Source organism: Henriciella sp. AS95, assembly GCF_038900055.1.
Classification (GTDB): domain Bacteria; phylum Pseudomonadota; class Alphaproteobacteria; order Caulobacterales; family Hyphomonadaceae; genus Henriciella.
This window is the reverse complement of record NZ_JBBMQM010000001.1, coordinates 2,393,571-2,420,117: the sequence shown is the minus strand read 5'-3', so window position 1 is coordinate 2,420,117 and position 26,547 is coordinate 2,393,571. Positions and strand designations below refer to the sequence as shown.

Annotated in this window: 24 protein-coding genes; 11 read left to right on the top strand and 13 right to left on the bottom strand. The window is 57.3% G+C overall.

What is annotated here, in order from left to right:
- Positions 1 to 69: 69 nt before the first annotated feature.
- A complete protein-coding gene (locus tag WNY37_RS11970) occupies positions 70 to 1,242 on the top strand; it encodes a DUF2336 domain-containing protein (protein ID WP_342973619.1) in 1,173 nt (390 codons plus the stop codon).
- Here the strand turns inward: WNY37_RS11970 and WNY37_RS11965 are convergent.
- Entirely contained in the window at positions 1,239 to 1,925 is a 687-nt protein-coding gene (locus WNY37_RS11965; protein ID WP_342973618.1) for an EAL domain-containing protein, read from the bottom strand. The two genes, WNY37_RS11970 and WNY37_RS11965, sit on opposite strands and share 4 nt — an antisense overlap.
- A 117-nt stretch (positions 1,926 to 2,042) precedes the next feature.
- On the opposite strand from WNY37_RS11965, the gene WNY37_RS11960 reads away from it, so the two are divergent.
- Positions 2,043 to 2,855 (top strand): NUDIX hydrolase, encoded by an 813-nt coding sequence (locus WNY37_RS11960; RefSeq protein WP_342973617.1) that lies wholly within the window; start codon positions 2,043 to 2,045, stop codon positions 2,853 to 2,855.
- On the opposite strand, the gene WNY37_RS11955 is transcribed toward WNY37_RS11960, so the two are convergent.
- The 6 genes from WNY37_RS11955 to WNY37_RS11930 form a co-directional block, all read right to left on the bottom strand.
- A complete protein-coding gene (locus WNY37_RS11955) occupies positions 2,852 to 4,117 on the bottom strand; it encodes an amidohydrolase family protein (protein ID WP_342973616.1) in 1,266 nt (421 codons plus the stop codon). The two genes, WNY37_RS11960 and WNY37_RS11955, sit on opposite strands and share 4 nt — an antisense overlap.
- Positions 4,114 to 5,541 carry an amidohydrolase gene (locus WNY37_RS11950; protein ID WP_342973615.1) on the bottom strand — a complete coding sequence of 476 codons (1,428 nt, stop codon included), beginning with the start codon at positions 5,539 to 5,541 and terminating at the stop codon, positions 4,114 to 4,116. The genes WNY37_RS11955 and WNY37_RS11950 overlap by 4 nt, the downstream gene beginning before the upstream one ends.
- Before the next feature lie 91 nt (positions 5,542 to 5,632).
- Positions 5,633 to 6,781 (bottom strand): GNAT family N-acetyltransferase, encoded by a 1,149-nt coding sequence (locus tag WNY37_RS11945; RefSeq protein WP_342973614.1) that lies wholly within the window; start codon positions 6,779 to 6,781, stop codon positions 5,633 to 5,635.
- Positions 6,782 to 6,790: 9 nt separating this feature from the next.
- Positions 6,791 to 7,729, bottom strand: coding sequence for a hypothetical protein (locus WNY37_RS11940; protein WP_342973613.1), 939 nt, complete (start codon positions 7,727 to 7,729; stop codon positions 6,791 to 6,793).
- A 95-nt stretch (positions 7,730 to 7,824) separates the two neighbouring features.
- Positions 7,825 to 9,825: a DNA topoisomerase IV subunit B gene (gene parE / locus WNY37_RS11935; RefSeq protein WP_342973612.1), complete on the bottom strand. Its 2,001-nt coding sequence runs from the start codon at positions 9,823 to 9,825 to the stop codon at positions 7,825 to 7,827.
- Between the two features lie 109 nt (positions 9,826 to 9,934).
- Positions 9,935 to 10,597, bottom strand: coding sequence for a uracil-DNA glycosylase (locus WNY37_RS11930; protein ID WP_342973611.1), 663 nt, complete (start codon positions 10,595 to 10,597; stop codon positions 9,935 to 9,937).
- Positions 10,598 to 10,839: 242 nt separating this feature from the next.
- Here WNY37_RS11930 and rpoZ point away from each other — a divergent pair, with 242 nt between their 5' ends.
- From rpoZ to recO, 7 genes are read left to right on the top strand one after another with little or no spacing between them, the layout of a single operon-like run.
- Positions 10,840 to 11,190, top strand: a complete 351-nt coding sequence (gene rpoZ, locus WNY37_RS11925; protein ID WP_342973610.1) for a DNA-directed RNA polymerase subunit omega — start codon at positions 10,840 to 10,842, stop codon at positions 11,188 to 11,190.
- Between the two features lie 6 nt (positions 11,191 to 11,196).
- On the top strand, positions 11,197 to 13,440 hold the full coding sequence (locus tag WNY37_RS11920) for a bifunctional (p)ppGpp synthetase/guanosine-3',5'-bis(diphosphate) 3'-pyrophosphohydrolase (protein ID WP_342973609.1): 2,244 nt from the start codon (positions 11,197 to 11,199) through the stop codon (positions 13,438 to 13,440).
- A complete protein-coding gene (gene pyrE, locus WNY37_RS11915; protein WP_342973608.1) occupies positions 13,437 to 14,018 on the top strand; it encodes an orotate phosphoribosyltransferase in 582 nt (193 codons plus the stop codon). Before WNY37_RS11920 ends, pyrE begins: the two co-directional genes overlap by 4 nt.
- A gap of 16 nt (positions 14,019 to 14,034) precedes the next feature.
- Positions 14,035 to 14,448, top strand: a complete 414-nt coding sequence (gene acpS, locus WNY37_RS11910) for a holo-ACP synthase (protein ID WP_342973607.1) — start codon at positions 14,035 to 14,037, stop codon at positions 14,446 to 14,448.
- Positions 14,445 to 15,209: a ribonuclease III gene (gene rnc, locus WNY37_RS11905; RefSeq protein ID WP_342973606.1), complete on the top strand. Its 765-nt coding sequence runs from the start codon at positions 14,445 to 14,447 to the stop codon at positions 15,207 to 15,209. The genes acpS and rnc overlap by 4 nt, the downstream gene beginning before the upstream one ends.
- Complete coding sequence (gene era / locus WNY37_RS11900; protein ID WP_342973605.1) at positions 15,202 to 16,152, top strand: GTPase Era; 951 nt, start codon at positions 15,202 to 15,204, stop codon at positions 16,150 to 16,152. The genes rnc and era overlap by 8 nt, the downstream gene beginning before the upstream one ends.
- The gene (gene recO, locus WNY37_RS11895; RefSeq protein ID WP_342973604.1) at positions 16,152 to 16,883 is read left to right on the top strand and encodes a DNA repair protein RecO; all 732 of its coding nucleotides are present in this window, start codon (positions 16,152 to 16,154) and stop codon (positions 16,881 to 16,883) included. The genes era and recO overlap by 1 nt, the downstream gene beginning before the upstream one ends.
- On the opposite strand, the gene WNY37_RS11890 is transcribed toward recO, so the two are convergent.
- Complete coding sequence (locus tag WNY37_RS11890) at positions 16,880 to 17,581, bottom strand: extensin family protein (RefSeq protein ID WP_342973603.1); 702 nt, start codon at positions 17,579 to 17,581, stop codon at positions 16,880 to 16,882. The genes recO and WNY37_RS11890 overlap by 4 nt on opposite strands.
- A 79-nt stretch (positions 17,582 to 17,660) precedes the next feature.
- On the opposite strand from WNY37_RS11890, the gene parC reads away from it, so the two are divergent.
- Together parC and WNY37_RS11880 are read left to right on the top strand one after the other, a co-directional pair.
- The gene (gene parC, locus WNY37_RS11885) at positions 17,661 to 19,895 is read left to right on the top strand and encodes a DNA topoisomerase IV subunit A (RefSeq protein WP_342973602.1); all 2,235 of its coding nucleotides are present in this window, start codon (positions 17,661 to 17,663) and stop codon (positions 19,893 to 19,895) included.
- A gap of 60 nt (positions 19,896 to 19,955) precedes the next feature.
- A complete protein-coding gene (locus tag WNY37_RS11880; protein WP_342973601.1) occupies positions 19,956 to 20,516 on the top strand; it encodes a LemA family protein in 561 nt (186 codons plus the stop codon).
- Between the two features lie 58 nt (positions 20,517 to 20,574).
- On the opposite strand, the gene WNY37_RS11875 is transcribed toward WNY37_RS11880, so the two are convergent.
- The 5 genes from WNY37_RS11875 to WNY37_RS11855 all read right to left on the bottom strand — a co-directional run bounded on the left by WNY37_RS11875 (position 20,575) and on the right by WNY37_RS11855 (position 26,516).
- Positions 20,575 to 22,155 carry a TRAP transporter large permease subunit gene (locus tag WNY37_RS11875; protein ID WP_342973600.1) on the bottom strand — a complete coding sequence of 527 codons (1,581 nt, stop codon included), beginning with the start codon at positions 22,153 to 22,155 and terminating at the stop codon, positions 20,575 to 20,577.
- A complete protein-coding gene (locus tag WNY37_RS11870; protein ID WP_342973599.1) occupies positions 22,145 to 22,651 on the bottom strand; it encodes a TRAP transporter small permease subunit in 507 nt (168 codons plus the stop codon). The genes WNY37_RS11875 and WNY37_RS11870 overlap by 11 nt, the downstream gene beginning before the upstream one ends.
- A gap of 170 nt (positions 22,652 to 22,821) precedes the next feature.
- A complete protein-coding gene (locus tag WNY37_RS11865; RefSeq protein ID WP_342973598.1) occupies positions 22,822 to 23,940 on the bottom strand; it encodes a TRAP transporter substrate-binding protein in 1,119 nt (372 codons plus the stop codon).
- A 53-nt stretch (positions 23,941 to 23,993) separates the two neighbouring features.
- Positions 23,994 to 24,758 (bottom strand): arginyltransferase, encoded by a 765-nt coding sequence (locus tag WNY37_RS11860; protein WP_342973597.1) that lies wholly within the window; start codon positions 24,756 to 24,758, stop codon positions 23,994 to 23,996.
- A 12-nt stretch (positions 24,759 to 24,770) separates the two neighbouring features.
- Positions 24,771 to 26,516 carry an SLC13 family permease gene (locus tag WNY37_RS11855; RefSeq protein WP_342973596.1) on the bottom strand — a complete coding sequence of 582 codons (1,746 nt, stop codon included), beginning with the start codon at positions 26,514 to 26,516 and terminating at the stop codon, positions 24,771 to 24,773.
- Between the last annotated feature and the right edge of the window lie 31 nt (positions 26,517 to 26,547).

The window sequence follows — 26,547 nt, the reverse complement described above, 5'->3', positions numbered from 1 at the left end:
AAACCGGAAATTAACCGGACCGACTCAATTGTCGTCATTTGAAATCGGAGCACAAGAGAAGGCGTCCAAATGAGCGTTGCAACCATGCGTCCGCATTTGTCGCAAGATGATATCGAAAGGCTGATGCGAGGAGAAACCTCCGAAGAGCGTGCCAGTATCGCGCATCGTCTGTGCCGTCGCATCGCTACGGACGCTCTCACCGACGATGAGCGGGAGCACGCCGAAGGCATTATCCAGATTCTCGCCGATGATACGGCAGACCTCGTTCGTCGCACGCTGGCAATCGCCCTGCGTAATTCGCCACGTCTGCCGCGTGAGATTGCGCTGAAGTTGGCTCAAGATATCGAATCGGTGGCTTTGCCGGTTCTGGAATTCTCGCCATCATTTACCGATGAGGACCTGATTGAACTCGTCCTTGCGGTTACGGCCAGCAAGCAGTCGGCGATTGCGGCGCGCTCAGGAATTAATACCGAGCTTTGCGAAATCATCAGCGAACATGCCGCATCCGAAGCGGTTGTCACGCTTGCGCGTAACAAGACTGCGAGTTGGACCGAGAAGGCCTTTGAAAACTCAATTTCGCGCTTTGCCGACAATGATGAGCTGAAAACGGCCATCGTCGATCGCGAATATATTCCCGTCCATATTGCTGAAAAGCTGGTGTCGCTGGTGTCGGGGCAGGTGTTCGACATCCTGGTCAATCGTCATGAGCTTCCGGCTCAGGTGGCCATTGATCTGGCGTCTGGTGCCAGGGAGCGCGCCACGATCGATCTCGTTGAGCAGGCAGACCGCAGCCAGGATATGCCCCGCTTCGTTCACCAGCTCGATTTGAACGGTCGCCTTACCCAGTCGCTGCTGATGCGGGCGCTGTGTGTCGGCCATATGAGCTTCGTTGAGCATGCGCTCGCAGAGCTCTCAGGCGTTCCACACAGCCGTGTGTGGCTGATGGTGCATGACGCCGGACCTCGCGGTCTTGCCGCCATTTTTGACAGAGCGGGTCTTCCGCGGAAGTTGTTGCCGGCGTTCAAGGCTGCGGTGAGCGTTTATCACGAGACAGAACTAGATGGCGGCACGGACGACAAGGCCCGTTTCCGCTCGCGCATGATCGAACGGGTGCTGACCCAGTTTCAGGCCATTCCGAAGGACGATCTCGATTATCTTCTTGAGAAGCTCGATGCTTACTCCGAGCAGTCCGCCATATCCGGAGGCGACCAAGGCTCGGAGCGCATTTTCAGCGCTGGCTAAGCGTCTGTGCGGGGGCGCAAGCCAAGCTCGATACCGAACTCTGCCAGGTCCTCGCCGTCCCGATAGTTCACGTTTTCCGCAATTATCGCCATTCCACAAGCTACTGCCGCTTCAACGCGGCCAGCGAGATCATCCGACGTCCAGAGCTCTTTAGCGTCGATGCGGGCCGAATCCAGCATCAGTCGAAGGCCGGTGTCCATAGGCGTACACCAGGACTTAGTGGCATTGATCCCGACCCGAAAACCCTTGCTGCGGAGGGCTTTGATGCTGTTGGATATGTCTGTTCGCGATTGAGCGAGTGAAGCGTCTTCCACCTCGATGCAGATTTCCTGTGGGCAGATGTGGCTACGGGCAGCTGCAGCATCGCACGCCATCGGTGTATCGGGATGCATCATGGCGGCTATGGGGGCGGCGACGATGATTGGACGGGCCGTTGCGACTTCCTCATGGGCCAGGCGAGCGGCTGCTTCGACCTGGTGCGCGAGCCAGAGGGCAGGGCTGATGCGTTCTGCGATCAGCCCTGTCGTGCCGAAGGACGCACGCTCTTCATAGCGCTTGGGCGTTTCGGCAATCAGGTTGACGATGTCACCATTGATGAGGTGTATGACGGGCTCGAAACGTAGCGCTGGCAAAAGGCCCGGATTGTAGGCTTTAGGCGTGGCGCGCGTTCTGAGCTGTTGCATTTTTCACCTGTTCTGTGATCGTCTGATAAGAACGATATAGAGCAAGGGAATTGAGATCACGCGCACAAGGGCGCTCTGATTTCTTTCAAATTTGCTGGAAATACAGAGGAAGACTGAGTGACCAAACCCGTGCCTGATCCGTTGCTGTCCTCGACCATTCTGCTGCTGCGCGATGAGCCCGGTTTGCAGGTGCTCATGGTCAAGCGGCACTACCAGATAGACTTCGCTGCTGGCGCCCTTGTCTTTCCGGGTGGCAAGGCCAACGAAGAAGATACGTCGGACGACTGGGCGGACCTGACCGATGGTGATTATGCCGGTGCAGAACGGGTTGCCCGGATTGCAGCCATTCGCGAGGCCTATGAGGAGAGCGGGATTATCCTGGCACGCGGACAGTCGGGGCGGGGCGAAGGCAAACCATTGGTGGGAGCCGATGTCGCCGAACGGCTCTCGCCACACCGGAGCGCCGTCGACAAACGCGAGAAGAGTTTCATTGAGTTGGTTCGCGACAACGAGATTGTACTCGCGCTCGATACGCTCGTGCATTTCGGGCACTGGATTACGCCGACCATGATGCCGAAACGCTTCGATACACATTTTTACCTGGCACCCACGCCTCCCGATCAGCTTGCCGAACATGATGGTCGAGAAACGACGGACGCAATCTGGGTGGAGCCGTCGCGGGCGCTCGACATGGCGGCGAATGGCGAAGCGACCGTGATCTTTCCTACACGTATGAACCTGGGCAAGCTGGCAGAAAGCGAGGCATGTGCCGCGGCGATTGAACGCTTCACCGGGGAGGCGGTCGTTACTGTGTTGCCCGTGGTCGGTGAGGATGATTTGGGCAATCCGTGCCTGCACATCCCGGCTGAGGCGGGCTACATGCAGACGACGGAGCCTTTGGAAGCGGTCGCCAATGTCGCGAAGCGCTAGCGCTTATATGCCAGCGGCTTCTGGCTTTCATCCAGTGACAGATACCGGTCGCGCAGTCTGGTTTGTCGGCTCTCCAGGCTCTGCTCGACGCCATCTATGTAAATCTTGGTCGGTGCGCTCGTAATTTCCAAAGGGTCGCCATCCCAAATGACGACATCGCCCGCGCTGCCAGTTTGCAAGCTTCCATATCCCGACATTCCATAAATTCGCGCGGGCACCGTGGTTATCGCGCGCAGAGCGTCTTCATGATCGACGCCATTGGCGACTGCATTACCGGCAACTTGCAAGATCAGCCGCGTCTGGTGGCTTTCATCGTCGAAATAGGAAAAAGCTGTGGGGACGCCCGCATCAATGAGGCGTTCAGCATTGTATTGCGTGGCCCCCAGCGATTCGAAACGTCCGGGCAGGTTCGCAAAAGGATCGATGATGACTGGAATGTCTGCGTCGGCGAGCTCTTCGGCGACCATCCAGCCTTCCTCGGCACCGACCAGCGCGATGTTGAGACTGCTGTTCTCGGCCTTCAGCTCGATGACCTCCCGTATGTCGCTGGCACGGCTGACACGCAAAAGGATGAGCTGCGACCCACGACTCGCCGGACCAAATGCGAGCGCATCGACGCGGCTGAGCGCGTCACCTTCATTGTGCGCGAAGTATCTCGCAGGGTAGGTGCGCGCGTCGACCAGGGCGGCGCGCAGTTTCGCCCAGGCGGCGGGTCGTGATCCGCCTGACAGGCCGGAACCGCCTTCGCCAAGATTGATGAAGGTGAAAGCTTTCTCCTTGGTGATGGAATTGGGTTTGCCTGATGTGTCGGCAATGAATCCCTGCCCACCAAAAAGCGAAGAACCGAAGCCAGGCGCGACCGCGACGCGAGTGACCCCTGCAAGACGCGTCACGTCGATAGTTGTCTCGTTTGGATTGAAGCCATCGCTCATGTCGAGCGCGATTGAATAGTCGGAAGCGCCGGCGGCTGAATCGTTTGTAGATACCTCAGAGGACACCTCGACAATGCCCATGCGCGAGTAAGCTGCGAATATGCCTGGCGTGACCCAGGCGCCATCGGCGTCGATTGTTGTCGTGCCAGCTGGAATGGAGGCGTTCGGCCCCACGGCCGTTACCTTGCCATCCTGAATAATCAGGGTCGCACCTTCGACGACGCGATCACCAGTCCACAACTTTGCGTTATCAATGGCGACGTCCTGAGCTGCCGCGCCCAGAACGGCGAGCGAAGACGTAGCGAGCAAGGCCAGAATATTCCGGATCATTTGGTGTCTCCTTCACCCGGTTGGCCGAGTTCAAAGTCCGTAACGGCATTTTCGTCCGGAGCGTTGAGGTCATACATCAAGGCGCCGTCGATAAAGACCTTCTCTGCCTTGGCGTAGACACTGAATGGGTTCGTGTTCCAGAGCACAACGTCTGCGTCCTTGCCGGTCTCGAGCGAGCCGGTCTGGTCAAAGATACCCAGCGATTTGGCCGGGTTGGATGTCAGCCACGTCCACGCATCGGCATCAGAGATTTCGATGCCCACCCTTCGACCATCGGATAGAGCCTTGGCCGCTTCCTGATTGAGTCTTTGTATGCCGATGTCACTATCGGAGTGTACGATGGCGCAGGCGCCTGCATTGTGGACCATCGGAATGTTCTCCGGGATGCCGTCATAGGCTTCCATCTTGAAGCCCCACCAGTCTGCCCACATCGACGAGCAGATGCCTTCGTCTGCGAGCTTGTCGGCAATCTTGTAACTCTCGACGGCATGGTGGAAGGAGCTCACTTTGTATCCAAACTCCTTCGACATATCGATGATCTGGGCCATTTCGTCGACGCGGTAACAGTGCATGTGGACGAGGATGTCGCCATCAAGCACCCCTTTGAGGGTGTCGAGTTCGAGGTCGCGGGCGGGCATATCTCCGCCATCCTCTTCCCATTTGTCCCATTTCTGCTTGTATTCGGTCGCCTTGATCCATGAATTCCGGTAACCGGCGAGGTTGCCCATCCGTGAATATGGCGCGCCTCCAGGAAAGCCGCCGCCACCATAACCATAAACCCGCTTTGGATTCTCGCCGCATGCCATTTTCAACGTGTAGGGCGCGTCCGGGAATTTCATGCCCTGAACGGTGCGGGCGCGTATGTTCTTCACAATGACGCCGCGACCGCCAAACAGATTGGCCGAACCAGGAAGAATTTGCATAGACGTGACGCCGCCCGCGAGGGAGCGCGTGAAGCCGGGATCCTGAGGCCAGACGCTGTGTTCAGCCCAGACTTCTGCCGTGACGGGACCAGATATCTCATTCCCGTCGCCGTGTGCGCTAACGCCCGGGGACGGATAGACGCCGAGGTGCGAATGATTGTCGATTATGCCCGGCGTGACGAATTTCCCGGATGCATCGATAACGTCCACGTCATCGCCGACTTCAATGCTTTCGCCGATCTCAGCGATGTTGCCGTCCGACAAGAGGACGTCATAGTTTTCGAAAACGCCACCGATACCATCATAAACCGTCGCCCCCTGAAGCAGGACGGGCTGCGAGGGATATGGTTCGTAAGTGGAAGGGTAGGGATTTTTGTCGAAGCCCGCCGTTTCAGTTGAGCCGGTGTTTTCTGGCTCACTCTCGATGCCGTTGTCACCACCGCAGGACACCAATCCGGTTGCACAGATGATAGCTGTTGCCAGCCCAATCGCTCGTTTCATCATCACCCCTCAACTGTGTTGAACGGCTATAGTGATCGACCGGATCGGACTTGCAATGGCTTCGGGAAATTTTCCTGAGATTTCCTGCGGTTCAGGCCTTTGTCCCAGCAGCGCGCGCTTTCACGGCATCCAGGAAGTGCACCATGCGCGCCACGGAGTTGAACTCGCTTGCAGCGATCTGGTCCATTCGGCGTTTCAACCGGCCAGTGAGCGAGCCATCCTTCATCGCGCCGGCCCGAACCCACAGATCATGCCACAGCTTTCGATGCTGAGCCTGAAAGCCGTCACCCGTTGCGAAGACGGTCGTCGTTGGTCTCGCTGAATTGGCGAAGTATTTCTTGTAGTGATCGTGGCCGGTTGCGAGGTCATAGCAGTCCAGTCCCATTTCATCCCAGTGCTTCAGGACGTTCAGGAGGAGCAGGTTGCCGGGAGAGTAGGGCGCCCATTTTGGTTCGAAGGCTGCGATCCAGGGGTGGAAACTGTCTCCAGCGCGAAAGCCAAAATGCCCACTGACGAGTTCATCACCTGACCAGAGGCTGATGCAAAAGCCATATTCGCTCGCGGCGACAGCATCGAGGATTCGGCGCGATTCGCGGCTCGACGTGATATCGAGATATCCAGACTCAGCGAACTGACGTGACTTGATCTGAAAAAGCTGCGTCAGGAACGAATTGGAGGGACGTCCCCATTCAAGCTGCAGCGGACCAACCTCCCTCTCAAACTGTTTGGCCAATCGACGAAAATTCTTGAAGCGTTTGGCGTGTTTTTGCCGACGAGATTCGATGTATTCATCAGCGGTCATGTCGCCGGGACGTATAACGTGATGTTCAAGCGCGGTGTCACCGGTGGTTGGATCTGGATAGGGAGTGACCGAGGTTGCGCTTTCAAATGCCGGAAGTCCGGTCAGATTTAGAATGTCTTCGAGGTTCAGATCAGCGCTGGGGGAGATGATGGGACCGGAATAGTCACTGAATGGCGCGCCAAGGGGCCGTGCAAGCCCACCTGGACGCAAATGTACAGGCAGGACAGCCACGAAGCGCTTGCCCTGAGATATGATTGCGATGCGCACATCATCTCGAATCTGCGAAATCACCGCGCCGAATTCGGGCATCAGAAGCGCGCTGTCGTAGGCTTGCGCTTCAGCGATCAACGCCGACCAGGCATCAAGGTCAACGAGAGATAACTCATCAAACCGGACGAGCCGCGAGGCAATGATGGGAGCAGGAGACGAGAACGCCACGCGCAACACCTATTGCAGCTGGCGCGTGCAATTGGGGACCGAGAGATCAACCGCGAAGGTTGCTGGCGTTGGCGACGTTTCGGGCGCTCGTTTTCCGACCCGCTTCAGAACCCGCGCTATAAGCGCTTTGGAGACGGTCTCGGGAGAAACACCATAAGCGCGCGGAGGATTCGCACCAAAATCACGGCGAAGGCGTGCATTGGTGTATGTCGCATTCGCATTGATGATGGCAGGCAGGGTCATGAATTCGCAGGAGAGCGAAACATTCAACATATCGCCGTTCTGAACGCGGTGTGGCGCGGTCTGGGGCCAGGTCACGCCCATGCCGGGCTTCAGGGAGAACTCCTGCGCGAGGCGCTCAAAGTCTGCGCTATAGTGCAGGCCTTCTTCCTTCTCCCGCAAAGCGATGGCTTCCAGACTGCTTGCTGGCGCGAACCGTTCGGTCGGTGGATAAAACCAGGCGGTTTTTTGCCCGCGAACCTGAAAGAGCGCCACCATGGGAATGTCGAGGTGATAGTGGACATTAACGTTCGGCGACGAGATCAAGACGCCCATGTCTCGCTTCATGACTTTCTGGCCGGACATCGTCTGGATGCCGTCGAAGATCTGGTCTGCGATGGGAGCATAGTCTTCAACGAGCTGGTTTGTGGCGCGCAGATTCAGCCAGATTCGACCGGTCTTCACCGCTTCGAGCAGTTCTTCACCGGACATATCCGGCGCTTCGCCTTTAACGGGCGCTTCTTCACCTTCACCATGTTCGGCAAACGTCCAGATTCCCAGCTTGTCCCGCGGATACATATCGAGAAGCGCGGCCAGCGAGCCGTCGCAGAAAAGCGGAGAGTTGTGAAATGAGTGGCGTGCTTCAATGATCGCCTTGCCAAACTCGTCGCGTGCTGCCTGCGGCCATTTCACCATGATCGTCGTCCCGTCCTGAAACATTACGGGCATTCGCGCGTCGCAAAACGTACATCCAGCCCTACTCGCCTCTCAGGAGAGCAAGATGCGGGCCGATTGGTGGAATTGGATGGTCCGGTAGTGGCGGCTTAGACGTCCAGATCGTCTGCGAACTGGGCGTTTTCCTGAATGAACCGGAAACGATGCTCAGCCTTCTTGCCCATCAACGTCTCGATCAGTTCGGCTGGTTTCATTTCGGTCAGCTCGTCCAGGGAGTCTGGCAGCGTGATGCGGGCGAGGGTGCGCGTCGACGGATGCATCGTCGTTTCCTTCAACTGCGCCGGGTTCATTTCGCCCAGGCCCTTGAAGCGTCCAATCTCGACTTTCTGGCTGGGCTTGAACTCTGCTTCGAGAAGGTCGGCCTTTTGCTCGTCGTCCATCGCGTAGACAGATTTGCCCTTATAGCTGAGACGATAGAGCGGAGGCATCGCCATGTAGAGGCGGCCGCTTTCGATCAGGCCAGGCGTCATCTGATAGAAGAAAGTGATGAGCAAGGATGCGATGTGGGCGCCGTCGACGTCAGCATCCGTCATGATGATCACCCGCTCGTATCGCAGATCGTCGATGTTGAAACGCGTTTTGAGGCCAGTACCCAGTGCCAGCATGAGGTCTGACAATTCCTGGTTTTTTTCGAGCTTGTCGTCCGAGGCCGAAGCGACGTTCAGAATCTTGCCGCGCAGTGGCAGAATGGCTTGGGTTTTACGGTCGCGGGCCTGCTTGGCAGAACCACCGGCCGAGTCACCCTCGACGATGAAGAGTTCAGTGTTTTCGCCGCCGCTGGCGGAGCAGTCTGCGAGTTTACCGGGTAGGCGTAGTCGTTTTGTTGCTGACTTTCGGGCGACGTCTTTGGCCTTGCGGCGCTTGGCACGTTCATCAGCGCGCTCCATGGCCCAGTTGAGCAGCTTGTCGGACTCTTTCGGGCTGGCGGCGAGCCAATGGTCGAAACGGTCTCGCACGGCATTTTCAACCAGGCGGAACGCGGCAGTGGTTGAGAGCTTGTCCTTGGTCTGGCCAACAAATTCAGGGCCACGGATGAAGACTGACAACAGGATACCAGCATAGGCCATGATGTCGTCAGCGGTAATTGTTGAGGCTTTCTTCTGGCCGGTCAGCTCACCATAATTGCGAAGGCCCTTGGTGATCGCAGAGCGAAGACCTGCCTCGTGCGTGCCGCCATCTGGCGTTGGAATGGTGTTACAGTAAGACCGTGAGAAACCGTCAGCCTCACCAAAGCCGGCTGCCGTCCAGGCGATTGCCCACTCGACCTTGCCTTCATCGGTTTCGACGAGGCCCGAGAAAGCTTCCGCGGTAATCGTGTCCTTGCCTTTGAAGACTTCGTCCAGCTGGTCGGCGAGACCGTTCGGATAAGTGAGGACCGCCTCGCTTGGGATCTTGGAATCTTCTGGCAGCAGGGATGGGTCGCAGGACCAACGAACTTCGACGCCCCGGTAAAGATACGCTTTCGAGCGCGCCATCTGGAACAGGCGCGCAGGCTTGAAGCGGAGTTTGTCGCCGAAAATCTCGTTGTCGGGCTTGAAGCGGACCGTTGTGCCGCGGCGGTTCGGCGCTGCGCCTTTCAGTTCCACCGGACCGACAACGTGGCCTCGCTCAAACGATTGCACATAGAGCTTCTTGTCGCGGGCAACTTCCACGTCGACGCGCTCGGACAGCGCATTCACGACTGAAATACCGACGCCATGAAGACCACCGGCAGTCGCATAGGCCTTGTCAGAGAACTTACCGCCTGAGTGAAGCGTCGTCATGATCACTTCCAGAGCGGACTTGTTTGGGAATTTCGGATGCGGATCGACCGGGATGCCCCGACCATTGTCGACGACCGTCAAATAGCCGTCCGCGTCGAGATGGACTTCAATCCGACTTGCGTGCCCAGCAACGGCTTCGTCCATCGCATTGTCGAGAATTTCGGCAAAGAGGTGGTGATAGGCGCGCTCATCCGTGCCGCCGATATACATGCCGGGGCGTTTGCGGACGGGCTCGAGGCCTTCAAGGACTTCAATGTCCTTAGCGGAGTAACCGGATTCATCGGGCGTCATATTGTCGAAAAGTTGCGCCTGGTTGGAAGCTGCCATTGAGAATCCCCGTCTAAACCGACTCACCCGAATGATACGAGGCCTAATGTCAGGGCGACAGTGTTAATGGCGCGTTAACCTTCCCGCTCTTGTGGGTAATGTCTGTGGATCAGGCGGAAACGGCTTCCATAAGTTCCCTGGCGCGACCGAAAACGTCTTCGAACATCTCTGTCGTCAGTCGGCCGGTATTCGTGTTGTAGCGTGAGCAGTGATAGCTCGAGATAACGATGAGGCCGTTCGGCGCATTGTATTCGGTGCCATGCCCAAACGGATGCTCCTTCACTTTCATGTCGAGTGCCCGACAGGTCGAGTCGTGCGAGATCTTGCCCAGGCAAAGGATGATGCGAAGGTTCTTGAGTGCTGCGATCCGGGCCTTCAGATACTCGCGGCACGTGTTCACTTCTGACCCTACGGGTTTGTTTGCAGGCGGAACGCAGCGCACCGCGTTGGTGATCATTGCATCCTTCAGTTCCAGGCCATCATTCGGGTTGGCAGCATATTCACCGCTTGAAAATCCAAACTTGTTGATGGTGGCGTAGAGCAGATCTCCGGCCCAGTCGCCCGTAAACGGGCGGCCGGTCTTGTTTGCCCCTGACACGCCGGGGGCGAGCCCGACAATCAGCAGACGGGCGTTCTCATCGCCGAATGATGGCACGGCACCATTGAACCAGCCGGGGTGTTCGAGGCGGTTCTTCGAGCGGTATGACACGAGCCGAGAGCAGAGGTCACAGTCTGCCGGTGCCTCAGCCGGCAGTTTATTCGCTTTAGTCATCATTTAACTCCTGACCGTGTCGGTTCGCTTCGGCGCAGTGAAGGACATGCATTCGAGAACGACTCGCGCGACGCGCAATGACAGATGCTGACCGGATGCGGGTTCGGCCCTGAAAACATCTAGCCAATCCATTAGATTGTGTAATGCTGACTGAAGGTTACCGGCGCACTGCATTCAAAGCAAGTCGTGGGTTGTGCTGGCGTGCTGCGGCGCATATAAAGTCCGGCTACAGGAGAATTCCCATGGCACGCGTAACTGTTGAAGACTGCATCGAGCAGATTCCAAATCGTTTCGACCTGATTCTGGTGGCTGCGCAGCGCGCACGCATGATCCGCGAAGGCTCGCCGCTGACCATTGACCGTGACAATGACAAGGACCCGGTGGTCTCGCTTCGCGAAATCGCTGAACGTTCCGTGAGCTTGGACGTCGTCAAGGAAGGCCTCATTGCAAGCCTTCAGGAAGTTCGTCCGGGCGAAGAAGAAGAGCGCGAAGCCGACCGCGTCGCTCTCGAGGCGGCACCAGCGGCCAGCGAGGAAGACGTCATGCGCGCTTACCAGGCTGAGCTCGAATCAGGACGCGACGATAGGTTCTAGGCGATTATGAAAAGTGCGACCGTAACGATCTCTGATCGGTCGCCCGCAAATATGGAGCGGCGCGAGTCTGGTGCTCGCGCCGTTATACCATCTCGCGACGACCTGATCGCGGCAGTCAAACAATACCATCCCGAAGCAGATGCGATCCGTCTTGGGAACGCCTATGATTTCGCCAAGGAACAGCATGGCGAACAGCTTCGCCAATCAGGTGATCCTTACTATTCTCACCCTGTTCAGGTCGCGATGTTGCTGGCCGGAATCCGGCTGGACCAATGTACGATCATGGCCGGCCTCCTGCATGACACTGTGGAAGATTGCGATGTTACGCTGGACGAGATCGAGACCCGGTTTGGTCATGACGTCGCCGAACTCGTCGATGGCGTAACGAAGCTCGGAAAGCTCGACTATAAGTCTGAGAAGTCCAAGCAGGCTGAGAACTTCCAGAAATTCATCCTGGCGACGGTTCACGATATTCGTGTCTTGCTGGTCAAGCTGGCAGACCGACTTCACAATATGCGAACGCTGCATTTCGTTCCGAAAGAAGCGTCGCGGATGCGCATCGCGAAAGAGACGATGGAAATTTACGCGCCGCTCGCTCGCCGGGTCGGTCTGTATCAGGTCGCATCAGAGCTTGAGGACCTGGCCTTCCATCATGTGAATCCTGGCGCACGTGAAAGCATTATCCAGAAGCTCGAGGAACTGACCTCGGAAAATGCGGATGATCTTGAGCGTATCCGTTTCGCCATCAAGCAGGTTGTCGGCGAGCAGGGCATAGAGGCCCGAATTAAAGGGCGGCGCAAACAACCTTATTCGATCTGGCGCAAGCTGGAAAAGAAATCCATTTCCTTCCGCGATGTCGCGGACATCTTTGCATTCAGGATCATCGTTGAACGTGTGGACCAGTGCTATCAGTTGCTTGGGGCGTTTCATACGGTCTGGGCCTGTCTGCCCGACCGCTTTCGCGACTTCATTTCCGTGCCAAAGCCGAACGGTTACGCGTCGCTGCACACAACGGTACGTGCATCCGGCAATCGGCTGGTAGAGCTCCAGATCCGTACCGAGGCCATGGATGATACCGCCGAGCACGGCGTTGCGGCGCACTGGACCTACAAGAATAGTGAGTATGGCTTCGATCTGGAATCGTCGAAGGCTGCCGGTCTGGACCCCGGGGCAAACCTGCGGGCGTTTGGCGAACTCCTCGCGGATGGCGCCGAGCCAGATGAGTTCCTCGAGCACGCGAAGCTCGAGATGTTCCGCGAGCACGTGTTTGTTTTTACGCCCAAAGGGCGCCTTATCATCCTGCCGGGCGGTGCGATGCCGCTGGACTTTGCCTACGCCGTTCACACAGCTGTCGGCGACACTTGCGATGGCGTGAAGGTCAATGGTGTCGTGCGAACGCTTCGAACGCCTCTGAAGAATGGTGACGTCGTCGAGATTTTGCGCCGCGAAGAGTCGCGGCCGGTTGTCGGTTGGGAGGCTCTGACCGTTACAGGCAGAGCCCGATCTGCCATCCGGCGGCTCATTCGCGGTCGCGAGCAGGCCGAGTTTATTCGGCTGGGCCGTACGCTCATGGACCGTGACCTTCGCCGGGCGGGCCTGGATCCGTTCGAGATCGATTTGCCCCGCATCGCGTCGCGCGCGGACTTCGATAGCGCCGAAGCGCTTGCCGAAGCCATCGGCAGGGGGCGATACGATACAGGCGACTTCATTCGAACCGCATTTCCGGGCCATGAGCCTCCCGAGCCGGGCTCGACTGATCGCACGGTTCTCGATGACGAGTATGCCAGTCGGATCGTTGCTGGTGAGGATCTGACACCGGGCGTGACGCTCCATCTTGGCGAATGTTGCCATCCAATTCCCGGCGACAGGATCATTGGTTTGCGAGAGCCCGAAAAGGGGCTCGTGATTCACACTATTTTCTGTTCGCGGGTCGCTGAATTTGAAGACCGTCCTGATCTCTGGGTGGACCTGCGCTGGAATGAGCTGTCCAAACAAGGTGTTGTTGCGATCGGCCGCATCAGTGTTCGTGCCGTGAACAAGCGTGGTGTCATGGCGAGCCAGTGTTCGGCCGTCGCGCAGGCCGGTGGAAACATCACACGCGTTGAAACCGGCGAGCGCACATCGGATTTTCTTCAGCTCATCTTCGATATTGAGGTTGAGGACCTTCGCCATCTGGAGCAGATAAAGGCCGCATTGCGGGCGCTCGCTGTTGTCGAGAGCGTCGAACGCCTGGAGGAGGTTCACACTTGACCAATGACGATGTGCTGGATGTGTTTCGAGAGGCGGGCGCACTTCTCGAAGGCCACTTCATTCTTTCGTCTGGTAGACGCAGCCCGGTTTTCTTGCAGAAGGCGCTTGTATTTTCTCAGCCAGATCTGGCCGCCAGACTGTGTGGGGCGCTTGCAGACCTCGTCACCGAAAAGTTTGGTCGGATCGATGTTGTCGCCGGTCCGGCCGTTGGCGGTATTATTCCAGGCTATGAACTCGCGCGCCAACTTGGCTGTCGGTCGATCTTCGCCGAAAGGGTTGATGGGGATCTGCAGTTCCGCCGAGGCTTTTCGATATCGGAGGGCGAGCGGATCCTTATCGCCGAGGATATTGTGACGACGGGATTGTCCTTTCGCGAGACGGTTATCGCTCTGGATAAACTTCCTGGCGACGTGGTGGGCGGCTCCTGCATCATTGATCGCTCGAATGGTAAGGCAGATGTCGGGTGCACCTTGGTCTCGCTCGCCAGCGTCGATTTTCCGGATTATCCGGCCGACAGTCTTCCGCCGGAGCTAGAGGCATTGCCAGCCGTGAAGCCTGGCAGTCGGGGCCTCGCCTAGGCGGGAGTGAAATTTCATGATCATCGGAATGGGTAACGATCTCTGCAATATCGAGCGGATCGAGAAGTCGATCGCGCGGTTCGGTGACCGGTTCAAGCAGCGTTGTTTTACTGAGACAGAGATCGCGCTTGCCGAACGCCGGCGCCTCTCGGCCGAGACGTATGCAAAGCGATTTGCGGCCAAAGAGGCCTGCGCCAAAGCGCTGGGTACGGGCGTGCCACGTCGGGGGGTCCATTGGAAACATATGGGTGTAATCAACTTGCCGTCTGGCAAGCCCACGATGAAGCTGACGGGCGGCGCGGAAAAACGGCTCGCTGAACTGTTGCCGGAAGGCTACGATGCGCTCATCCACCTAACGATTACCGATGACCATCCATGGGCATCCGCTGTTGTCATAATCGAAGCGGTGCCTCAAAGAACCACGACATGAACAAGCCGCGTCCAAAAAGAAAACGCCTACGCGCAGCAGGCCGTACGATTCCGCGCAAGCGGCCTGAGCTGTCGTCGGAACGCCGGGCTGAACTGGAAAAGAGGCTTGGTTACAATTTTCAGAACGTCGAGTGGCTTCATCGCGCTCTCACCCATCCAAGTTTGATCGACAATTATGATGGCGATGCCCAGTTTTCGAACCAGCGTCTTGAATTCCTGGGAGACCGCGTTCTCGGTCTTGTCATGGCAGAGTTGTTGATCGCGAAGTTCCCGGCCGAGCGCGAGGGGTATCTAACAAAGATATTCCACCAGCTCGTGAGCGGCGAGGCGTGTGCAGAAGTTGGAGAAGCGATCAGTCTCGGCGACTATCTGTTCCTCGACGCCTCCATGCAAAAGAACAAGAAGGGCAGTTACGACAAGAGTGTCGCTGACGCTATCGAGGCGATCATAGCCGGCATCTATCGAGATGGAGGCATGGATTCTGCACGCGGATTCATCAAGCGCCACTGGATCATGGAACTTGTCGAGCGCGAGGTTTCGCAGCAGAACCCCAAGACGCGCCTGAGTGATTGGTGCGGGGCAAATCGCTCACCATATGCGGTCTACAAGATTATCGATCAGTCGGGGCCGGATCATGAGCCGGTCTTTACGGTCGAAGTGAGCGTCGAGGGTAGGGGCTCGGCGAGAGAAACAGGCCGGTCTCGGCAGGAAGCTGAGATGGCAGCTGCTGACCGGCTATTGAGGGAACTGCTACGTGGTTGACGAGAACGACATCAAGAAATCTGGCTTTGTCGCTGTCATCGGCGCGCCAAATGCGGGTAAATCGACGCTGACCAATGCGATGGTTGGGACAAAGGTCGCGATCGTGACACACAAGGTGCAGACGACGCGGTTTCCCGTTCGAGGTGTGGCGCACCATGGCGAGGCGCAGATCGTCATCGTTGATACGCCCGGCATCTTTTCGGCCAAGCGCAAGCTGGACCGCGCCATGGTAAAGGCGGCCTGGGCTGGCGCCGACGATGCGGATGCTGTTGTTCACCTGATCGATGCGGCTTCATGGATCGCTGAAAGCAAAGGAAAGGCAGCGCCTGCGCAAAAGCGATCCGTCGAGGACGATGAGCGCGTGATCGCGACGCTTCAGGAGACAGGCAAGCAGGTCATCCTCGCGCTCAACAAGATTGACCTCTTTCCGCATGACGAAATTCTACCCTTCATGAAGAAATTCAATGATGCGGGCGTCTACAGCGACATCTTCATGATATCCGCCGAGAATGGCGATGGGGTGGATGCATTGATGGCGGAGCTGGCCAAACGTATGCCCGAAGGCGGCGCAATGTTCCCGCCTGACCAGTCCGCGGATATTCCAATGCGGCTTCTTGCGGCTGAAATCACGCGCGAAAAGCTGATGCTTCGCTTGCATGAGGAACTGCCATATCAGCTCATGGTCGAGACGGAATCCTGGGAAGATTTTCGCAATGGCGATGTAAAGATTCAGCAGGCCGTCATAGTGGGCCGCGATACGCATAAATCCATTGTGCTCGGCAAGAACGGCCAAACCATCAAAGCGGTCAGCAAAGCAGCACGCCAGGAACTCAGTGACCTGCTTGATAGAAAGGTTCACCTGTTTCTATTCGTGAAGGTCGACGAGAAGTGGCAGGAACGTCGTGAGTCCTATTCCAGCGTCGGGCTGGACTTTGATCTCTGATGCAGTGGCGCGATGAGGGCCTGATCCTCGGCGGTCGCAAATTTGGTGAAAGCGGCCTGATCCTGGACGTATTGACCAAAACTCGAGGTCGGAGGTCCGGCCTGGTCTATGGCGGCGCATCGCGAAAAAAGCGTGCCCAATTCGAGCCGGGAAACTCAGTCGAGCTTTCCTGGTCCGGCCGACTGGAAGAGCAGCTTGGTCGGTTCGATGTTGCCGAGGCCACGAGGGCCCGGTCTTCGCGGCTCATTGACCTTCCTGAGGCCTTGCTTGCCGTAGCATCAGTCGCGGCTCTTCTCAGGGGCACGCTCAATGAAGGTGATCAGGCTGGATCCTACTTGTTTGAGGCGACCGAAATGTTGCTCAACAGCCTGGAAGAAGAAGACGTCTGGCCTGCGCTTTATGTCAGATGGGAGCTCGGACTGCTGTCTGCTCTCGGGTTCGGTCTTGATCTCGATGCCTGTGCGATCAGCGGCGAAAATGATGGGCTGACCCACGTTTCGCCAAAAACGGGCAGGGCGGTGCGCGGCTCGGAAGCTGAAGAGTATGTTGATCGCTTGTTGGCGTTGCCCGCGTTCCTGGTTGATCCGAAGCAGCCCGCTTCCGACGCCGATATCATCGATGGCCTTGAATTGACCGGCGTCTTTGTTGAGCGTCGTCTCTTCCATGCAAACAACAAGGACTTACCAGAGCCAAGACGTCGTCTCTATGCAAGGCTCGTCAAACGCACCTAGCGGCAGATGCTGCTGCTACCCATGTCAAAGTGGAAGTGGTCGGCATGGGCGGCGTTGTAATCTGGTCCGAGTACAACAGAGAACAATCGGCACGCGCCGTCATGGGTCGCGGTCAGAAATTCCCCCAGTTCACTGTCCTCTCGCCAATGTTGGCGCACGTCGACGGTTCGCCCATCGGCCAGCTTGAAACCGCGAATGTCGATGGCATTTGCGCGGCCGTGCTCACTGAGGCGTTTTGAGCCGGCGATATTGCGACAGGAAAAGCTGCCATAGGTCAGCACTTCTTCGACCGGTGAACCAAGAATATCTCTCGCGGCAGGCGCAACGATTTCGCGTTCCCAGATATACAGCGAAGCCATCTGGTGGCAGGTCATCTTGAGTGGTGCGACCGAATAGGGGATCGTCGAATTGTTCAGGACGGCGGTCCGTGACAGGGGGCAGCGGTCGGTGCTCGCGTCTTCATCTGTCAAGGGCGTATACTCGACGCCAGCTTTCTGAAGCACGTCATAGCACAGGTCTGTGTCGGCCTTTATACGCTGAAGCTTGAAGTATGTGGCGACGCCAATCGGGTCATTCAGGCTGATCGGTCTCAGCGGGTTATGCTGTGCCGGCAGGTAACGATTGGCGATAAAGATCGCGAACAGAACGATGGCGACAATGCCGACCTGCTTTATCGTTCTTTCGAGCGTGTTGTTCATTCCTTAACCAATCGCGGCAATCTGTTAACGTTACGTCTGCTGGCTGATTCCCGATCGGGAACAAGAATAGGGAGCCTACATGTCCGACCTTCTGGACCATGAAGATGGCAAGATTATCAACGAACCGCTTAGCGAAGCACTGACGAAGCGCTATCTCGCTTATGCGCTGTCGACAATTACTTCGCGGGCGCTTCCAGATGTGCGGGACGGCCTCAAACCGGTCCAGCGCCGTATTCTCTACGGCATGCGGGAACTAAAGCTTGATCCGGATGCAGGGTTCCGCAAGTGCGCCAAAATCGTTGGTGACGTCATGGGTAACTTCCATCCCCACGGCGACAGCGCGATCTATGACACACTCGTCCGGCTCGCGCAGGATTTCTCGGTTCGCTATCCGCTTGTCGATGGTCAGGGTAATTTCGGCAATATCGATGGCGATAATGCAGCCGCATATCGCTATACCGAAGCGCGCATGACCGAAGCAGCGAAACTGCTGCTTGAAGGCCTCAATGAGGATGCGGTCGATTTCAAAGACAACTATTCGGAAACCGATACAGAGCCGGTGGTGCTGCCGGCCGGATATCCAAACCTGCTGGCGAATGGTGCCACTGGCATCGCTGTCGGTATGGCGACCTCGATTCCGTCTCACAACGTCGCTGAAGTCATTGATGCCGCTCTGCTGCTGATCGACAACAAGGACACTTCCATCACCGAGCTGATGAACGTCATGCCCGGGCCGGACTTCCCCACAGGCGGCGTTATCGTTGAGCCCCGCAGTGCTATCCGCGAAGCTTACGAGACCGGCCGTGGAGGTTTTCGCATCCGCGCGCGCTGGCATGTCGAAGACCTTGGCCGCGGCACCTGGCAGGTCATCGTCACGGAGATTCCGTATCAGGTTCAGAAGTCGCGCCTCATTGAAAAGCTGGCCGAGCTTATCGAGAGCAAAAAGGCGCCGCTTCTCAGCGATGTTCGTGACGAAAGCGCAGAAGACATTCGTATCGTGCTCGAGCCGCGCGCCAAGACGGTTGAACCGGACGTGCTGATGGAGAGCTTGTTCAAGCTCTGTGACCTGGAGTCGCGCTTCTCGATGAACATGAACGTGCTGCATAAGGGGGCTCCGCGCGTCATGGGGCTGCGAGAGGTGTTGCAAGCCTATCTCGACCATCGCCGCGAAGTCGTCGTGCGCCGCGCTGCGTTCCGTCTGGACAAGATTGAGAAGCGCCTCCATCTGCTCGACGGCTATCTCATCGCATATCTCAATATTGATGAGGTCATCCGGATTATCCGTGAAGAGGATGAACCGAAACAATTCATGATGGACCGGTTCAAGATCACCGATGTCCAGGCTGAAGCGATCCTCAATCTCCGTTTGCGCGCCCTGCGTAAACTCGAGGAGATGGAGATCAAGCGCGAGCATGAAAACCTTATGGAAGAGCGCGCGCAGATCGAAGCCCTGCTTGGGTCGACGCGCCGCCAGTGGACCAAAGTCGGCAAAGAGCTCAAAGAAGCTCGCAAGGCCTTCGATCCTGAGACCGAGCTTGGTCGTCGCCGGGCTGCATTCGAAGACGCGCCAGAGATCGACCTCACAGCGGCTCTTGAGGCATCCACGCCGAAAGAGCCTCTCACGGTTGTCCTCTCGTCCATGGGGTGGATCCGTGGTCTCAAGGGGCACGGCGTCGATCTTGAAACGACCAAATTCAAGGACGGAGACAGTCTCTATCTGAGTGAAGAGGTCTACACGACCGACAAGATCATTCTGATGGCAAGCGATGGTCGAGCTTTTACCTTGACCTGCGATAAGCTTCCGGGCGGGCGCGGACATGGAGAGCCAATTCGCTTGTCTATCGACCTGGAAGACAATGTCGACATCGTTTCCATGTTCAAACTTGAGCCGGACCGCAAACGTCTCGTCGCGTCAGACATCGGTTATGGCTTCATCGTCCCCGAGGGAGAACTGGAATCGAACCGCAAGGCCGGCAAATCGTCGGTGAATACCGGTGGCGGGAAATTGGTTCTCTGCGAACCTGTTGAGGGCGACCAGATTGCCGTGATCGGCACCAATAAAAAGCTCCTCGTATTCCCGCTGGACGAGCTGCCAGAAATGCCGCGTGGCAAAGGGGTCAAACTGCAGAATTACCGCGGCAAGGAAACGCTCGCGGATGCAATGACCTTCTTCCGCGAAGACGGACTCTTCGTGAAGGACGCGGCTGGTCGTTCACGCGGCTTCCCTGAATGGGAGGAGTGGCTCGGCAAGCGTGCGCAGGCAGGCAAGATTGCACCAAAGGGGTTCCCGAAGTCGGGTCTCTTTAGCGGATAGCTTGCCACGGTCCGTAGTGGCGGCTACTGCATTGATTGATTAAGAGGGTGGAGGTCTTTGATGACTGTTCTTTACGTACTGCTCGGGGCGCTGGCGATTGTCGTCGTTTTCCTGATCGGCATCTACAATTCGCTGGTTTCGAAGAAGCAGCGCGTCAATCAGGCTTTTGCCGACATCGACGTTCAGCTGAAGCAGCGTCAGAACCTGATCCCGAACCTCGTTGAAACCGTTAAAGGATACGCCACGCACGAGCGCGAAACGCTTGATGCGGTGATCACGGCGCGGAACTCGGCTGTTGCCGCAAACTCTCCTGGGGAGATGGCGCAAGCCGAAGGCATGCTGACGAGTGCGCTTGGCAAACTGTTTGCGCTGGCCGAGGCGTATCCTGACCTCAAAGCCAATGAGAACTTCAAAGACCTTCAGGACGAGCTGTCCGTCATCGAAGACAAACTGGCCGCCGCGCGGCGCTTCTACAACGCTGCCGTTCAGGACTACAACACGTCACGCGAGCAGTTCCCGAACTCTATCGTGGCCGGCATGTTCAACTTCCCGGAACGCGAATTCTTTGATCTGGGCGGCGATCGCACAGCGCTTTCCACGGTGCCGGAAGTGAAATTCTAACGCGCGCCGCGTAACCATGTGAAATGATTGAAAGGCCCGCCGGATTTTGGCGGGCTTTTTATTTGGCCACAAGTGACGGCAACCAGGTGGCGAGGCCCGGCACGAGGGCCACAAGCAAGATGATGAGAAGTTGTAGCCCGATAAAGGGTACAGCGCCGCGCCAGATATCAGCGGTCTTCACGGTGTCGGGTGCTGCGCCTCGCAGATAAAAGAGTGCGAACCCAAAGGGAGGTGTCAGAAAGCTGGTTTGCAGATTGAGCGCCATCAGAATGGCGAGCCAGACAGGGTCGAAACCCATGACAATCAACGGCGGCGTGACGAGGGGGACGACGACGAAGACGATCTCAATGAAGTCCAGGAAGAAGCCGAGCACGAACATGACCAGCATGGCACCGATCAATGCCCCCCAGCGGCCGCCAGGTATTGAAGCCAGGACTTCTGCTACGGTTTCATCGCCGCCATATCCCCTGAAGACGAGCGAGAACAATGACGCACCGATCAGGATCAGGAAAACCATAGACGTAATGTGCACAGCGCTTTTCAGCGCAGGCTGCAGCTGGTCGCTGCGGTGCAGGATCATCATGCTGGCCAAGATGCCGACGAACAGGAGTACGGTCGCCGCAAGTGTGATCAGCGCCCCGATAATCGTTATGGCAGAGAGGTGCTCCACACCGAGACGGAGATCGATAAGATTTCGCACCAGCAAGATGGCGAACATCGACGGGAAAGCGATCAATACAAATCGCTGAAGCAATTCATCATCTTTCGTGCTCAACCGCAGGCCAGCCAGCAGCAACGCGCCAGCAACACCGATCGATGCAGCTTCGGTTGGCGTCGCTATGCCTGCCAGGATGGCTCCCAGGACAGCGATGATCAGCACCAATGGAGCGCCGAGGCCAAACAGAACTTCTTTTCGCGTCAAAGGCGGACCGTCATCATCGCTGGTCGCCGGACAGGCCGAGGGCCGGGTAAATGCCGTAAAGGCTATCCAGGCGAGGTACAAGCCGACCAGGATGACGCCGGGAATGAGGGCGCCGGCGAAGAGATCACCGACTGAAACGACGAAGCCGTCTCCCTCCATTTGAGAAGCGGCCTGGCTCGCCGCGTTGGAGACTGCGTCGGCAAGCAGGATGAGCACAATGCTCGGCGGAATGATCTGGCCAAGGGTGCCTGACGCCGCAATCGTGCCTGTCGCGAGTTTCGGGTCGTAGTTCTTTTGCAGCATTGACGGCAGGGCGATGAGCGTCATCGTGATGACCGTCGCGCCTACGATACCGGTAGAGGCCGCGAGCAGCGCGCCAACGAGGACAACGGCATAGCCAAGGCCGCCCCGAACGCCGCCGAGGAGGCGGCTGGCGATGTGCAGCAGGTCCTCTGCGACGCGTGAGCGCTCGAGAATCACGCCCATGAGGACAAATAAGGGCACGGCGACGAGCGTTTCGTTCTGCATGATCGAACCGCCCTGTATGCGGCTTGGTAACGACCTCAATAAAGGCTCTGGAAATACGCCAACTGCGATGCCGATCAGCGCGAAAATAAGAGCGACGCCACCAAGTGTAAGCGCAACGGGATAGCCCGCGAGCAGCGCGCCGATAGCGGTCGCGAACATCAACAGGGCGAGAAGGACCTCAAGCTCCATAGTGTTCGCTCATCGGCGTGTTGTCAGCGTCGCCTTCTTTCATTTGCCCTGTCAGGCGCAGTGCGGACTTGAGCGCGATCGACAGGCCCTGTGCCAGGAGAAGAACGGCAAATATCGGTACGAGTGTTTTGAAGAGGAAAAGGAGGGGGAGGCCATCACTCTCTCGCGACCCTTCAAACAGAGACCAGGCGCGCGTCAGTCCTTGTTCGCCGGTTGTCAGAATTCGTATGCAAATTGGAAATAGGAACAGATAGGTCCCAGCCAACTCGATCCAGTTGCGGCCTTCTTCGCCAAAACGAGGGCGGAGAATATCGACACGCACATGGGAGTCGTCCTTGAGTGCCGACGCTGCGCCAAGCATGAACATGGTCGCAAACGCATAGATCACGGTTTCCGAGAGCCACGTCCACGACAGAGCAAAGGCGTAACTCGCGATCACAACGGCAAGCTGAAGCATGAAGAGCAAGACAGAAGCAACGATGGCCGCGCTGAGCACAAACCGCGTCGCTCTATCTATCTGACGGCACAGGAATACAGAGACGCGGGCAAATACCGCCGGAAAAACGAGCGTGAGTAGGGGGAGGAGGAAGACAGGCAACAGACAGATGCCAATCCATTTAAGGAAGCTTCCGAGCGTGAGAAAAAAGTCTGCCCCCATTGCCGCGCCTATTCGTTTTGTGCGCCGAGTTCACGAGCGGCGTAATAAGGCCCATCTGACACAGCGGCCCATTCACGCATGGTTTTCAGGCCCGCCTCAAAGCTCTCATAGATGCGTTTCTCAATTCCGTCCCGCCCGGATGCCGCGCGCACATCAGCAGCGGCTTCCCCCATCGCCTTCACGACATCATCGGGAAACGACCGCATCTGAACGCCGTGCTCATCCTTCAAAATATTGAGATAGACAGCATTCTGATAGGTGAATTCGCCAAGAGACAGGTGGTTTACCGACTGGCACGCCGCCGTAATCAGGGCCTTTTCGCCAGGTGACATACTTTCCCAGACTTTGAGATTTATGCCGACAGCCAGGCTCGCGCCTGGTTCGTGGAAGCCTGGCCCGTAATAATAAGGAGCTTCACGGTAAAATCCGAGGGAGTAGTCATTCCAAGGCCCGACCCATTCGGTTGCATCGATATTGCCGGTCTGCAGCGCCTGATAGATTTCGCCACCGGGCAGTGCTTTGGCCGATCCACCGAGCGCGCGCAGGACGTCACCGCCTTGCCCGGGAATGCGCATCTGCAGTCCGACCAGGTCATCCAGGCTGTTGATCTCCTTGCGAAACCAACCACCCATCTGGTGTCCCGTGTTTGCGCCCTGAATGGCTTTGACGCCGAACTGGGCCGACAGTTCGTCCCAGAGTTTCTGCCCGCCGCCAAAATCGATCCAGCCCATGATTTCCTGCGCGGTCATGCCGAAAGGAACAGCCGTAAAGAAGGGGTAGGCGGTTGATTTGGCCGTCCAGTAATATTCCGCACCGTGATACATATCGGCCGAGCCGTTAGCGACCGCGTCGAAGCTTTCAAAGGCCGGTACAAGTTCCCCGGCCGCGTAGACCTTCACTTCGATAAGACCGTTGGACATCGCAAGAATTGATTCGGCAACGCGTTCGGCAGCGCGGCCAAGACCGGGCAGTCCTTTCGGCCACGTCGTAACCATGTTCAGGCGGCGCCTGTTGCGGCTAACGGCTGGTGCAGCAAGATCCGCGGCCTTGTGCGGATTGCCGAACGATGCGGCCGCACCGCCGATGCCTAAAAGGCCGGCTCCCAGCAAATTGCGTCTTCGGATCAATGGGCCCTCCCGACCGGTGTGATCATTCTCGGGACTTTTGCCCGGTGAAAGATCTATTCGTCGTCTTCAAGCCGACGCCAGACGGGTCCGTCAAGCACTTCCAGCGGCTGGAAGCGACGCTTGTAGTCCATTTTCTGGCTGCCCTTGATCCAGTAGCCAAGATAAACATGAGGCAGGGCAAAGTCTTCAGCGCTCAATATGTGATCAAGGACCATGTAGGTGCCCAAGCTACGTTGAGACTGCCGAGGATCGAAGAAAGTGTAGACCATCGAAAACCCGTCTCGCAGCACGTCTGTCAGCGAAACGGCGACCAAAGGCGCGTCCGGCTCACTTCCTTGGCGGTATTCGAAGAGCAGCGTCTGGACCGGTGATTCATTCACCATGCCAACATATTCGCGGTAACCCATCTCTGACATGCCGCCGCCTTTGTGACGCGCGAGAAGGTAATTCTTGAGCAGCCGGAATTGCTCGCGGGTCGCTTTTGGTTCGACGGGTGTGCGGACCAGGTCCTGGTTGCGATTTACAATTCTCGCCTGATTGCGGCTGAGTTTGAAGTTTCCAGCGTCGACGCGGACGCTGCGACAAGCGTTGCAGCTCGGGCAGGCCGGCCGGTACGCGACGGCCTGACTTCGGCGGAAGCCCGCTTCGCTGAGTTGATGGTGCAGAGAGTCTGGAGAAGCTTGTGCGAGATGAGTGAAAGCTTTGCGCTCGAACTGGTCTTCCAGGTAGGGGCAAGGTGTTGGCGCGGTCACGTAAAACCGCAGCCCACGGCGCAAGCCGGGTACTGAAAATAGCGACTCATCAAGTTTCATCGTCATTTATTAACGCACTCAAAGTCCAAATCGCCAAGGGGCCAATGCCGTAAAGGCCAACCATATCACTACAATCAATGGTCCACCAAACTTAATAAAGTCCGTAAATCTGTAATGACCGGGCGCCATGACAAGCATGTTCGTCTGATAGGCGATTGGAGAGGCAAAGCTGCAATTGGCAGCGTATATGACCGCCAGGACGTAGGGCAATGGATCAGCATTGGCCGCGTGCGCCGCTTCAAGCGCAACCGGCGCGAACAGGACGGCGGTTGCCGCATTACTGAGGATGTTGGTCAGCACCGCGACACTCAGGAAGATTGCGGACAGGATCGCCAGCTCGCCATAGGGCTCGGCTACGCCCACGACGAGTTGCGCGATGAGTGTCGCAGCGCCTGTCATTTCCAGAGCGGTTCCCATGGCAAGCGCAGCTGCGATCACGAGGAAGATCCGCAGGTCGAGGGCGCGGCTTGCCTGACGCGTATTCACGCATTGAAACAGGATCATCGCCACAGCAGCGGCCACTGAAGCGATCAATATCGAGGTTAGGTTCAAGGCTGCGACAATAACCATCGAAATAGCAATGATGCGTGCTGCCTGACCGCGCGCCGTGATGGGAATTTCACTTTGGGACCATTCAAGCAGAATAATATCACGGCTGGTCCGCAGGTTCTGAAAGGCGTCCGTCGGACCGCAAAGAAGCAGCGTGTCACCTGCTTCCAGTCGGATTTGTCCAAGTTTTGCGCGGATCATTCTGGAGCGTCGCTGAATGCCAAGCACCACGGAGGAGGTGAGGCGCCTGAAACCGAGGAGTTCGACTGTCCGTCCGGCCATTCTCGAGCCCGGTGCGATGACGGCCTCGACAAGGCTAAGCTGTGGGGCATTCGAATCGACGTCGTCGGAATCGTCCGCGCCCTGCCATATCTGTTGCAGCATACCCGGCCGGGATGCCAGCAAATCGGTCAAGGATTTACGCGTAGCGGCGACGATTACCAGATCGCCGGCGCGCAATTGAACATCGTCAAACGGCGGTAATATGGCCCGTTCGCCGCGCTGGATCATTCGGACGGTCATGTGCTTTAGGTCGGGAAACATGCCCGCAACCGGTGATTTCCCAACAAGGAAATGGTCACCGGTCACCTCGATCTGCGCGACGAACTGTTTACCCGTCGGCACGAGTTCTTCCGCAAATGTGCCACGATCCGGCAGCAGAAAGCGGGAGAATAACAGGATGTACACCATGCCGACCCCCGCGAGGATGATGCCCATTGGAGTCTGCGCAAAAAAGCCCAACTGCGTGTCTTCAATCCGGTTGTAGGCATCAGCCGCCAGCAGGTTCGTTGAAGTACCGATCAGAGTTGTCATCCCGGCGAGAATGGACACGAAACTCAACGGCATCATGAGCTTGGAGGGCGACGTCTTCATCCGGGAGGCAATCGCGCTCATGATCGGCAAGAACATGATGACCACCGGCGTATTGTTGGTGAGGGCGCTGGTCGCGAACACAGCAAGAAAGGTTGTGAGCAGCGTGAGAAACGGCCGTTTGCCGTATGATGACACCAACGCCTTTGTCGGTCCGTCAATGGCGCCCGTCTGGAAAATACCTTGTCCGACGACGAGTAAGGCCATGATTGTAATCAGGGCCGGGTTGCCAAATCCCTCCAGCAGATTTTTGGCAGTAATTTGATTTCCATCAACGCCGACGGCGCCCGGCAGGGAGAAGATCACCATCAATGCCGCGATCACACCGATCGAGATGATCTCCATTGACCATCGATCGAGCGTATAGAGGACAATG

Excerpts from the sequence above, each read along its gene's own strand:
- WNY37_RS11920 (WP_342973609.1), top strand. The coding sequence starts at position 11,197 with ATGAAAAGTGCGACCGTAACGATCTCTGATCGGTCGCCCGCAAATATG.
- WNY37_RS11955 (WP_342973616.1), bottom strand. The coding sequence starts at position 4,117 with ATGATCCGGAATATTCTGGCCTTGCTCGCTACGTCTTCGCTCGCCGTT.
- parC (WP_342973602.1), top strand. The coding sequence starts at position 17,661 with ATGTCCGACCTTCTGGACCATGAAGATGGCAAGATTATCAACGAACCG.
- WNY37_RS11930 (WP_342973611.1), bottom strand. The coding sequence starts at position 10,597 with ATGACTAAAGCGAATAAACTGCCGGCTGAGGCACCGGCAGACTGTGAC.
- rnc (WP_342973606.1), top strand. The coding sequence starts at position 14,445 with ATGAACAAGCCGCGTCCAAAAAGAAAACGCCTACGCGCAGCAGGCCGT.
- WNY37_RS11965 (WP_342973618.1), bottom strand. The coding sequence starts at position 1,925 with ATGCAACAGCTCAGAACGCGCGCCACGCCTAAAGCCTACAATCCGGGC.
- WNY37_RS11940 (WP_342973613.1), bottom strand. The coding sequence starts at position 7,729 with ATGCCCGTAATGTTTCAGGACGGGACGACGATCATGGTGAAATGGCCG.
- WNY37_RS11880 (WP_342973601.1), top strand. The coding sequence starts at position 19,956 with ATGACTGTTCTTTACGTACTGCTCGGGGCGCTGGCGATTGTCGTCGTT.
- recO (WP_342973604.1), top strand. The coding sequence starts at position 16,152 with ATGCAGTGGCGCGATGAGGGCCTGATCCTCGGCGGTCGCAAATTTGGT.
- WNY37_RS11855 (WP_342973596.1), bottom strand. The coding sequence starts at position 26,516 with ATGGAGATCATCTCGATCGGTGTGATCGCGGCATTGATGGTGATCTTC.
- WNY37_RS11860 (WP_342973597.1), bottom strand. The coding sequence starts at position 24,758 with ATGACGATGAAACTTGATGAGTCGCTATTTTCAGTACCCGGCTTGCGC.
- rpoZ (WP_342973610.1), top strand. The coding sequence starts at position 10,840 with ATGGCACGCGTAACTGTTGAAGACTGCATCGAGCAGATTCCAAATCGT.
- WNY37_RS11875 (WP_342973600.1), bottom strand. The coding sequence starts at position 22,155 with ATGGAGCTTGAGGTCCTTCTCGCCCTGTTGATGTTCGCGACCGCTATC.
- parE (WP_342973612.1), bottom strand. The coding sequence starts at position 9,825 with ATGGCAGCTTCCAACCAGGCGCAACTTTTCGACAATATGACGCCCGAT.
- WNY37_RS11970 (WP_342973619.1), top strand. The coding sequence starts at position 70 with ATGAGCGTTGCAACCATGCGTCCGCATTTGTCGCAAGATGATATCGAA.
- acpS (WP_342973607.1), top strand. The coding sequence starts at position 14,035 with ATGATCATCGGAATGGGTAACGATCTCTGCAATATCGAGCGGATCGAG.
- WNY37_RS11950 (WP_342973615.1), bottom strand. The coding sequence starts at position 5,541 with ATGAAACGAGCGATTGGGCTGGCAACAGCTATCATCTGTGCAACCGGA.
- WNY37_RS11890 (WP_342973603.1), bottom strand. The coding sequence starts at position 17,581 with ATGAACAACACGCTCGAAAGAACGATAAAGCAGGTCGGCATTGTCGCC.